This is a genomic window from uncultured Campylobacter sp., from assembly GCF_938031315.1.
Taxonomy (GTDB): domain Bacteria; phylum Campylobacterota; class Campylobacteria; order Campylobacterales; family Campylobacteraceae; genus Campylobacter_B.
Window position 1 is genome coordinate 1 of the sequence record NZ_CALHHT010000204.1, and the last position, 8,904, is coordinate 8,904.

At 47.3% G+C, this 8,904-nt stretch carries 8 protein-coding genes; 2 read left to right on the forward strand and 6 right to left on the reverse strand.

What is annotated here, in order from left to right; all coding sequences use genetic code 11:
* The 5 genes from Q0236_RS05205 to pyk form a co-directional block, all read right to left on the reverse strand.
* Nucleotides 1-363: hypothetical protein (locus Q0236_RS05205; RefSeq protein WP_297915771.1), on the reverse strand; the 363-nt coding region annotated here is incomplete at its 3' end.
* A 237-nt stretch (nucleotides 364-600) separates the two neighbouring features.
* Nucleotides 601-1,836: a hypothetical protein gene (locus Q0236_RS05210; RefSeq protein ID WP_297915773.1), complete on the reverse strand. Its 1,236-nt coding sequence runs from the start codon at nucleotides 1,834-1,836 to the stop codon at nucleotides 601-603.
* 411 nt (nucleotides 1,837-2,247) lie between these two features.
* Nucleotides 2,248-2,949: a cytochrome-c oxidase gene (locus Q0236_RS05215; RefSeq protein ID WP_297915775.1), complete on the reverse strand. Its 702-nt coding sequence runs from the start codon at nucleotides 2,947-2,949 to the stop codon at nucleotides 2,248-2,250.
* A 249-nt stretch (nucleotides 2,950-3,198) separates the two neighbouring features.
* Nucleotides 3,199-4,104, reverse strand: a complete 906-nt coding sequence (locus Q0236_RS05220) for a restriction endonuclease (protein WP_297915777.1) — start codon at nucleotides 4,102-4,104, stop codon at nucleotides 3,199-3,201.
* A 100-nt stretch (nucleotides 4,105-4,204) separates the two neighbouring features.
* Nucleotides 4,205-5,662 carry a pyruvate kinase gene (gene pyk / locus Q0236_RS05225; RefSeq protein ID WP_297915779.1) on the reverse strand — a complete coding sequence of 486 codons (1,458 nt, stop codon included), beginning with the start codon at nucleotides 5,660-5,662 and terminating at the stop codon, nucleotides 4,205-4,207.
* 109 nt (nucleotides 5,663-5,771) lie between these two features.
* On the opposite strand from pyk, the gene Q0236_RS05230 reads away from it, so the two are divergent.
* On the forward strand, nucleotides 5,772-5,915 hold the full coding sequence (locus Q0236_RS05230; protein WP_297915789.1) for a hypothetical protein: 144 nt from the start codon (nucleotides 5,772-5,774) through the stop codon (nucleotides 5,913-5,915).
* Between the two features lie 59 nt (nucleotides 5,916-5,974).
* On the opposite strand, the gene Q0236_RS05235 is transcribed toward Q0236_RS05230, so the two are convergent.
* Nucleotides 5,975-7,321, reverse strand: coding sequence for an FAD-dependent oxidoreductase (locus Q0236_RS05235; protein ID WP_297915791.1), 1,347 nt, complete (start codon nucleotides 7,319-7,321; stop codon nucleotides 5,975-5,977).
* A gap of 121 nt (nucleotides 7,322-7,442) precedes the next feature.
* On the opposite strand from Q0236_RS05235, the gene Q0236_RS05240 reads away from it, so the two are divergent.
* On the forward strand, nucleotides 7,443-8,627 hold the full coding sequence (locus tag Q0236_RS05240) for a TRAP transporter substrate-binding protein (RefSeq protein ID WP_297915793.1): 1,185 nt from the start codon (nucleotides 7,443-7,445) through the stop codon (nucleotides 8,625-8,627).
* Nucleotides 8,628-8,904: the final 277 nt, after the last annotated feature.

The window sequence follows — 8,904 nt, forward strand, 5'->3', positions numbered from 1 at the left end:
GCGGCTTAGCTTGCCCTCTTTGAAATAGCCGATGAAATAGGCCGCCGATCTTTCGGCCTGCTCTTGCGAAATTTCATCGTAGAGGCGGGCGGGCTCCTTTGATTTTTGTTTATGCAGGCACGAACAGCTGCGAAAATAGTGCCTTTTGATTTTAAAATTTTGCGCCTCGTCGCCTTGCTCGTCTGCGTGCTTTGTTGCGCTTATTTCGCTACTTTGCTTGTCCGCGGGCGTTTGATCATCTCTCCCGCCGCCCCCTATCGTCTGTTTTTGTCCGCTCGCCGCGCCGTGATCTTGCGTCTCTACGGCGCCAAAACAGATACTCGCTGAAATTAAAGCCGAAATAGCCGTTCTAATTAAAACCATTTTTCAACCTTTTCTTTTGCTGTCGCTGCGTACGGACTTGCCGCGGCGTAGGATTTAAATTTTAAAATTTACGCGGCGCACGAATATCTCTGCGCTAGCTAAATTTAACCGCATAGCTCGCGGGTCGCCGCGCCTGTTAAATTTAAACGCCACGCCGATAAAATTTAACCGCAGTACGCGTACAACGCCGCGCAGGTAAAATTTAGCCGCGAAATTTTACCTGCGCGTCTTCAAACGCTACTTTATCTTTTTATATTTCCACGTCTGCTCCGTTATGAGCTCGAGTTTTCCGTCTTTAAGCTTAAATTCCTTAAAGTTCGTTATCGCGTAGATACTAGGCATCTCAAACATCATCAGCGCAGCTCCGTATCCCACGCTATCAGCCGGGATTGCGGTATCGTAAGTGGCCTCCGAGCGCCCGGTTTGCACCCATTTGCCGCTCGCGTCAAGCTTGTAGATATCCATCGCCGTATTGCTGCCGCGCTCGTCGTAGCTATAGACGTATTTGTTGCTGCTGGAATTTGATTCGTGGCTTTGCATGAGCGGGCGCTCGCCCGATTTGTCGTAAATTTCGCCGTTTGAGTAGCTTTTGACCCAATCTTTAAGCCGCTCGTCCCACAGATACGAGGTCATATTAAGATCCGCCCCCTTCTTGATAGCGGTCTGTTTGCTCATATTATCCCACGCGCCCTTCTCGTCGTTCCAGATAAAGCTCGTAACGACCTCCTCGCCCTTTGCGGCGTCCAGCTCATGCTTACTCATCGTCGCGTTTTGCCACGCGCCGCCCCTAAAAGTGCTGCGGATCTGCTCGTAGCTGCCGTTTCGATCGCCGTTAAGCATCTCTCGCTCGCTGTTTTGCCACGCGCCGTTTACAAACTCGTAGGTTACGTATCCGCTCATCTGCCCTGAGCCGTCGTAGAAAATTTCGGTCTTATCTTTGGGCTGCCAGCTCTTGCCGTCCCATTTGAAGCTTATCGTAAGCTCCTCCTTATCCCACGCGTTTTTTACGGATCTGTTCATGCTCTCTTTCTGCCATTTGCCCTTTACAAACTTATATCTCACGTCCTGCGTCGCGTTACCGTCGTAGCTGGAGACGGTTTTGCTCGCATTGCGCGTGCCGTCATCCACTATCGAATTGCTCTCGCGCGTCGTGACGTTACCCTTTACGCTTTCCGTGTAGTCTTCTATTTTTTTCCACTTGTCGCTTTTAAGATCGAGGTTAAATACTTCAAATTTAACCATTCCTCCCTTTTCGTCAAAGTAGCTGATCTCTTTGTAGCTAGAGCCTAGGCCGTCCGAGGAGTTCGTATCTCTTATCTGCTCCAGCTTGCGCGCCGCCGCGTCGTAGCTTAGATGCGTGCTCTCCTTGCGCCCTCCGAGTGAGCCGTAGCTCATACTTTGCACCATATACTCATACTCCTTGGCAAACGCCGCCGCACAGAGTAGCGCAAGTATCGTAGTGAGCTTTTTCATCCTCTCTCCTTGGAAAAAATTTTGATAATTATATAATGTTCGTATATAAAAACGGATAAAATTTCGCCGCGCGGCTAAATTTAAAAACTTCGATTTTTAGGCGGTAGCGGTGAAATTTTACGTCGCCAAACTGCTGGAATTTTAGTAATATTTTGATCTGATTTTGTGTTAGTTGTTGATAGAATTTATGCGAAATAGAATTGCGTGCGAGCTTCTGCTAAATTTTAAACAGATCTAGGCTGATTTATATCAAAGCTTCACTGCGTGCCGTTAGTGATAAAATTCTACGTAATAAAATTTTAAATTCACGCGCAGATCTACTTGAAAAGATGAAAATGTGGTACTAAATTTTTGATAGCTCAAAATTTCAAATAATGCCGATTTTTCAAAAGTGCCGCTGGTTAAGCGACACTAATCGCAGAAGCGCTCATCTGCGTTATTTGCTTTGCGCTTGGCTAGGAAGTCCGCCTTTTTAGCGGGGTCTGCGAAAAACTCGTCCTGCCTAAGTAGCGCGGCGTCCATTTTGTCCTCGGCTGCCTTGAGCGCAGCGGCGCGATCTACGAAGTGCGATGGAAATTTCTCATCAAATATCGCTTTATACGGGTGCGCCTTGACCCAGTCCCTGGCGCGTGCCGCCGCATCGCGCTGTTTAGCGAGATCGCAGAATGCGTATGGATTTACCACGTTGCCGACGAGCTGTAAAAACGCCGCATTCGCGGACTCGGTCTCACGAAACATCTCGTCCTTGATGTCGATGACGCGAGCGAAGGTTAAGAAGCGATTTTTGCCCGCGTAGAACCAAAACACCGCGTCGTCCTTAAGCCCCAGATCATAAGCGCGCGCCGCGACGGTCATCAGCGTGGTTGGAGCGACCATCTCCGGGGCATCTTCGATGATTTTGATCGCCTTTTTTAGGCTTGGCACGTCGTTTTTCATCAACAGATCGTCGATCGGCTCGTAAACATGCACGTATTCGGGCTTGCCCTCCTTAGCCGAATAAAACGGCGAAACATAGATGTCGATCGAAGTGATTTTTTCCACTTTATCCTCACCCTGGGCGCTCAAAGTCGCAGCCGCCGCCGCACACAGCAGCAGTGAGCGAAATTTTTTCATGGTCTCTCCTTCGGTTAAATTTTGTAAATTTGCTTCGTAATTATACCTTGAAATTTAAGAGCGCAGCGCTTGATCTGTAATATTTTTAGGATTTTAAATTTTCACGCCGCGACCTTACCGCGAAGCTTTGCGCAGCTAAATTTAGCTGAAATTTTTGATTTTGGCGGATTTTGTTTCGGTATTTTTACTCCTAAATTTTATCTCGCTCACGCTTAATCGGAAACGCATTCAGGAACATTTTGTCTTTGCTTAAATTTCATCGCCGAAAAAGTCGCCGTCGATGTCGCAAATTTCTATATTTTGTCGCACCTGAACGCCGAGTTTGTATTTTATCATCAGCTCCGCCAGCCGCTCGCCGTCGATCAAAACCACCGTGTGACTTTGCACGTTCGCGGCGTATCTTTCGGCATCCTTGCTAAATTTTGACGTCGTGATAAACACGCCCTTTTTGGTCTGCTTATCTGAGATCGCGCCGACGAATTTTTGAATTTCGGGGCGTGAAACCGTGCCTTGCCAGCTTTTGGCTTGCACGTAAATTTGCGATAATCCAAGCTCGTCCTCATCTATAATGCCGTCTATACCGCCGTCCGCGCCGCTTTTGGTTAGCCTGCCTACTCCGTAGCCCATTTTTTCGAGCAAGCGCGCCACTAAATATTCAAAAAAGCTCGACTTTTTTTGCGAAATTTCATCTAAAATTTGAGATTTTAGATTTTGTGCGAGCTCGTTTGCCGTCTCTGCTATGATGTCGCTGGGAGTCTTTTCTTGCGTTGCTGTTTGCGAAATTTCGGCGCTCGGCGCGCTTTTGTTTTTATAAATTTCATCATACCAAGCTTCAAATTTCGCCTGCGCGTCTTTGTTTTTTAGCATTTGCTTGCCAAGATCCGTTATCTCGTACACGCCTCTGCCGGTTTTTTTGACTGGCTTTTTGGTGCCGGGTAAATTTACGACTTCTTTATTGCCTGCAAAATATGCTAACGCCCAGCCCGCGCGGTTAATGTACAAAAGCATACCGCTGGGTATCCTTTGCGAGAGTTCATCTTCGCTAAATTTATAGTACTCCGCGACAAATTTACAAACCTCTTTTTTATCCACGCTGTCGCGCTCGCCGATAAATTTTAAAATCGGAAACATCATCTCTTTGTAGCTTGGTATCATCGTTTTCCTTCCTAATTTTTAAAATTTTACCTCTCTAGGTCTGCGACTCAAAAACTTCAAATTTTACCGCTAAATTTAATGTTGCGCTTTAAATTTTACTCTAAAAGCCCGTTTTTGCCGCGTTGCGGTAGAAATCGATCTGATCTTTTTTGATGATGCGGATGTAGTCGGTGCTGCCGGGATGGCCGCTTTGAAAGCCCGCCGTCATCACGTAGGTGCCGTCCTCCTCGATGAGCCCGCGCTGCAGAGCCTCGCTTATGATACGTGCGAGCAGCGAGTTGATACTCGTTTTTTCCCTGACCATCGCAGGATTTACGCCCCACACGAGACTTAGCGCGTGCGCGGTCTGCTCGTCGTGCGCGATTGCGATGATGTCGATTTTAGCGCGGTTGCGTGCGAGTTTGATCGCCGAGCGCCCCGAGCCCGTGATCGAAAGTATCGCGCCCGCGCCCAGTCTTGCGGCAAGCGCTGCGGTGCTTGAAGTGATCATATCGGTCTCGTCGTAGAAATCGTAATCGTTAAATTTATCGTAAGGATAGATCTTTTCGGTCTCGCGGATCGTCTCGCTCATCGCGGCGACTACAGCTGCGGGGTTTTTGCCGATGGCGCTTTCCTCGCTTAGCATCACGGCGTCGGTGCCGTCGAGCACGGCGTTTGCGACGTCGCTGATCTCGGCTCTGGTGGCGCGCTCGTGCTCGGTCATGCTAAGCATCATCTGCGTGGCGGTGATGACGGGCTTTGAGCGGGCGTTGGCAAGAGCTATGATGCGCTTTTGGATGCGCGGGATCTCATAAAACGGCATCTCGATGCCCAGATCTCCGCGCGCGACCATTATTCCGTCGCTTGCCTCGATAATCTTTTCAATATTTTCGACCGCGTCGAATTTCTCGATCTTGGCGTAAATTTTAGCTTTTGAGCCCAGCGAGTTTAAAATTTCGCGCACGCGCAGGATGTCGTTTTGCGACTGCACGAAGGAGATGCCTACGAAATTTACGCCGTGCGCCGCGCCCCAGCGCAGATCCTCGAGGTCCTTTTGCGTGATGACGTCAATATTTAGGCGAGTGTTTGGGAAGTTCACCCCCTTATTCGAGCTTAAAAAGCCGTCGTTTTCGAGCACCGCTCGCACGCCTTGCTCGCTTACCGCGACTACCTTGGCGCGGATCGAGCCGTCGTAGAGGTAGATAAACTCGCCTGCTTTCATCAGCGGCAAAATTTCTGGGTGGTTGATACACAGCTCGTATTCGCCTTCCGCGGTATTTTTGCCGATGATTTCGCGAGGAAGGAAGGTGATTTTATCGCCCGTTTTTAGTTTAAAATTTTCCTCGAGCTTGCCGACGCGGATCTTTGGGCCGCTGATGTCCTGAAATACGCCTACGCGCACGCCCAGGCTCTTTTCTACGGCGCGGATTTTGTTTAAATTTGCCTCGTGATACTCGTGCGTGCCGTGGCTGAAGTTCATCCTAAAGGCATTGCAGCCCGCCTTTACCATCGCGCTCATCATCTCTTCGCTGTCGCTTGCGGGCCCGATGGTCGCTAGGATTTTGGTTTTTTTAAGCATCTTTTCTCCTTTAAATTTAAAATTTATCGCCGTATTAGGCGAAATTTTACGCAAAATTTTGAAATTTCTAAATTTTAAAATTCGCTAGACGAAGGAATTTTAAAATTTTATGGCGCGCGAGAATTTTAGAATTCTACGGCACGGCGAAATTTTAAAATTTCATAGCTTGCAGTGCAGGTTAAATTCTAAAAATCTGCGTTTGAATGAAATTTTTAAAATCCTCTATATATGTGAAGCGCGAGCAAAATTCTAAAATCCTCGTCGAAGTAAAATTTTAAAATTCTTGCCCGAGCGAAATTTAAAAATTCCTCTTTATTGCATCATTTCCGCGTCAAATTTTGCATCATCAAAGCTCGCTCCCAAATATTCGCAAGCACTTTTTGCGTCGCGAAGTGCGTTGCCTAAGCAGCTCGTAGCGCCGGGGCTTGGGGTCATATTAAAGATAATCCCCGGATTTTCGCCTATTCTAGCTTCGCCTAAAAGCAGCTTTTTTTGCGAGTGTGAGATTACTTGTGGGCGCACGCCGCCAAAGCCCTTGGCGTAGTAAATATCCTCCTCGCGGATGCTAGGTATGATCTTGCGCGCATTTTTGACGAAAAGCTTTTTACCTAAAATCGGTATCTCAAAGCCTATATTGCGGATTAAGAAGTCCCTTACCTCGCTATCGCCAAAATTTTGCCAAATAACCTTGGCTACGTCCAAGTCAAAATTTAATGACTGAAAAAATTCCGGCACCGAACGACAGCCCTTGTAGCGCTCAAGCTTCGGCATCGTAAGCGCGGTAGGTCCGAATCTGGTGCAGCCGCCCGCTAAAAGATCGGGATCTCCGTGAAGCGCGGCAAACGGAAGCTTCGGATTTTGCACCATGTAAACCTTGCCGTTTAGAAGCTTTTGCTTGGTTAGATAGAAGCTGCCAGCGATGCAAATCGTGCTAAGATCCTGCCCCAGCCCCATTTTGTGCGCTAGCCACAGCGAGTGGGCGCCAGCATCTACGACTACGAAATCAGCGCTTAGCGAGAGTCTATTTGCGGTGCGGATATAGAACTTATCGCCTACTTTAGTGATGTTTTGCACTTCGGTGTTTAGGTACAGATCGCAGGTTTTGCCCTCCACGTTTTTAGCGTTTTGCACAAAAGAATTCGCCATCGCGCCGTAATCGATCGTTGTATAAACTCCCGATTGTACGCCCATTGCTACGATATCCTCCGCTCGCTCCTCGCCGCGCCCGTCAAAAACTAGCTTGGGCTCGATTTTTTTGAGCTCTTCCTTGTCAAAAAGCTGCAAATACGGATAAAGCTCTTTAAATTTCTCAAAGCGCTCTTTAATTAGCTCTACCTCACTTTCGCCCACGCCAAGAGCCATTTTCTGCCCCTGAAATAAAAATTTATTCTCATATCCGTGCTTTTGGCAATATTTCACGATCATATCCGCCTTGCGCTTGACTTCGGTCGCTTTTTGCAGGTCGTAGTTGGTCTCGATGTCGCCGCAATGAATCGTCTGAGAGTTTGCGCTGGCTTTAGAATTTAGCGTCGCAAGCCCTTCGTATTTTTCAAGTAGAGCGATATTTTTGATTCCGCTAAATTCTGCCAGCACGTATGCTAGCGCACTGCCCGTGATACCGCCGCCTATGATGATTACTTCGTAATGTTTTTCTTGCATGCCCTTTCCTTATCGAATTTGGCTGCAATTGTGCGAAAATTTCGCTTAAAAGCTAGTTATAAAAGCGTGAATTTAGATGATTTTATATAAAATTCGCACCATTTCATTTTGGGAGTAGTATATGAAAAAATCGATTCTTGTCGGATTAAGTTTGATTATAGCCACGTCGCTGTGGGGCGCAGATAAGAAAGTTTATCGCCTTAAGCTAGCTCAGACTTACGAGCTTAGTATGCCTATCGTAGGCGATGTCGCCAAGCGTATGGCAGATCTTGCAGATAGTATGTCTGATGGCAGGCTGAAAATCAGCATCGACGCGCCTAGCAAACATAAAGCACCTTTTGCGATCTATGATATGGTCAAAAACGGACAATACGATTTAGGCTATACTGCGAGCTACTATTATAAAGGCAAAAATAGCGCGAATATGCTGTTTACGACCGTGCCTTTTGGTATGACGAAAGACGAGCAGCACGCTTGGTATTACTTCGGCGGAGGCAAGGAGCTAGCGGATAAATTCTATGCTAAAAGCAATCTAAAGGTCTTTAACATCCTAAATAGCGGCATGCAGATGGGTGGCTGGTTTAAAAAAGAGATTAATACGCTAGACGATCTAAAAGGGCTTAAATTTAGAATTCCAAGCTTTGGCGGGGAGGTTATGAGCCGCCTTGGCGTCGCAGTCGCTACGATACCGGTAGGTGAGCTATATATGGCGCTAGAGATGGGCACCATCGATGCGGTCGAGTGGGCAAGTCCTAGCTTTGATATACCTCTAGGCTTTCACAAAGTCGCAAATTACTATTATACGGGATGGCAAGAACCCGCTAGCGAGCAGCAGATAGTGATAAATCTACAAACTTGGCAGAAGCTTCCTAAGGATTTGCAAAATATCCTGGAAGCCTCTATCGCAAAGGCGCGCGAATACGCAGAAAACGAGACGTTTTATAAAAATGTAATAATTTGGGACGAGATCAAAAAGAAATATCCGAACGTTCAGATTCGCTCTTTTTCGCCTGAAATTATGCGTGCGCTTCGCAAGGCGACGGATGAAATTTTAGCCGAAGAAAGCGAGAAAAATCCCGATTTCAAAGAGATTTGGGAGAGCCAAAAGGCGTTTTTAGCTAAAGCTAGAACGTGGACGAAGATGGGTGATTTTACATATATCGAAAAAACTGGCGATGTTGAAGCCGAGCAGAATTTCACTGCTTCGGTTAAAGAAATTTCGGTGCCGCAGCCTATCAGCGCGCCGGGGGGCGATATAAACTCAAGCGCCGCCGCGCCGAAAACCGAAACCAATCAAACCAAATAATCTTTAAATTTACGCGATCTATCGCGCCGACTGATGAAACTCGGCGCGGAATCAAGTAGGATCGCGGGATTGCGCGAACTCGCTTAAGAATCGGGCGGGATCGCGTAAAATCGCAAGCTCTCGCAAAATCGAGTAGAATAGCGGATTGAGAGCTCTCGCGGGCAAAATTTTACTTTGCAAGATCTGCCGCCTCGCTTTCGGGGTCAAATTTTAAAATTTGCCGCACAAATCTTGCGAATCACCGATAAATTTGCAAATATCTCTAAATTTACGGCGT

Coding starts and splice junctions, on each gene's coding strand:
- Q0236_RS05210 (WP_297915773.1), bottom strand. CDS start 1,836: ATGAAAAAGCTCACTACGATACTTGCGCTACTCTGTGCGGCGGCGTTT.
- Q0236_RS05215 (WP_297915775.1), bottom strand. CDS start 2,949: ATGAAAAAATTTCGCTCACTGCTGCTGTGTGCGGCGGCGGCTGCGACT.
- Q0236_RS05220 (WP_297915777.1), bottom strand. CDS start 4,104: ATGATACCAAGCTACAAAGAGATGATGTTTCCGATTTTAAAATTTATC.
- pyk (WP_297915779.1), bottom strand. CDS start 5,662: ATGCTTAAAAAAACCAAAATCCTAGCGACCATCGGGCCCGCAAGCGAC.
- Q0236_RS05230 (WP_297915789.1), top strand. CDS start 5,772: ATGGCGCGCGAGAATTTTAGAATTCTACGGCACGGCGAAATTTTAAAA.
- Q0236_RS05235 (WP_297915791.1), bottom strand. CDS start 7,321: ATGCAAGAAAAACATTACGAAGTAATCATCATAGGCGGCGGTATCACG.
- Q0236_RS05240 (WP_297915793.1), top strand. CDS start 7,443: ATGAAAAAATCGATTCTTGTCGGATTAAGTTTGATTATAGCCACGTCG.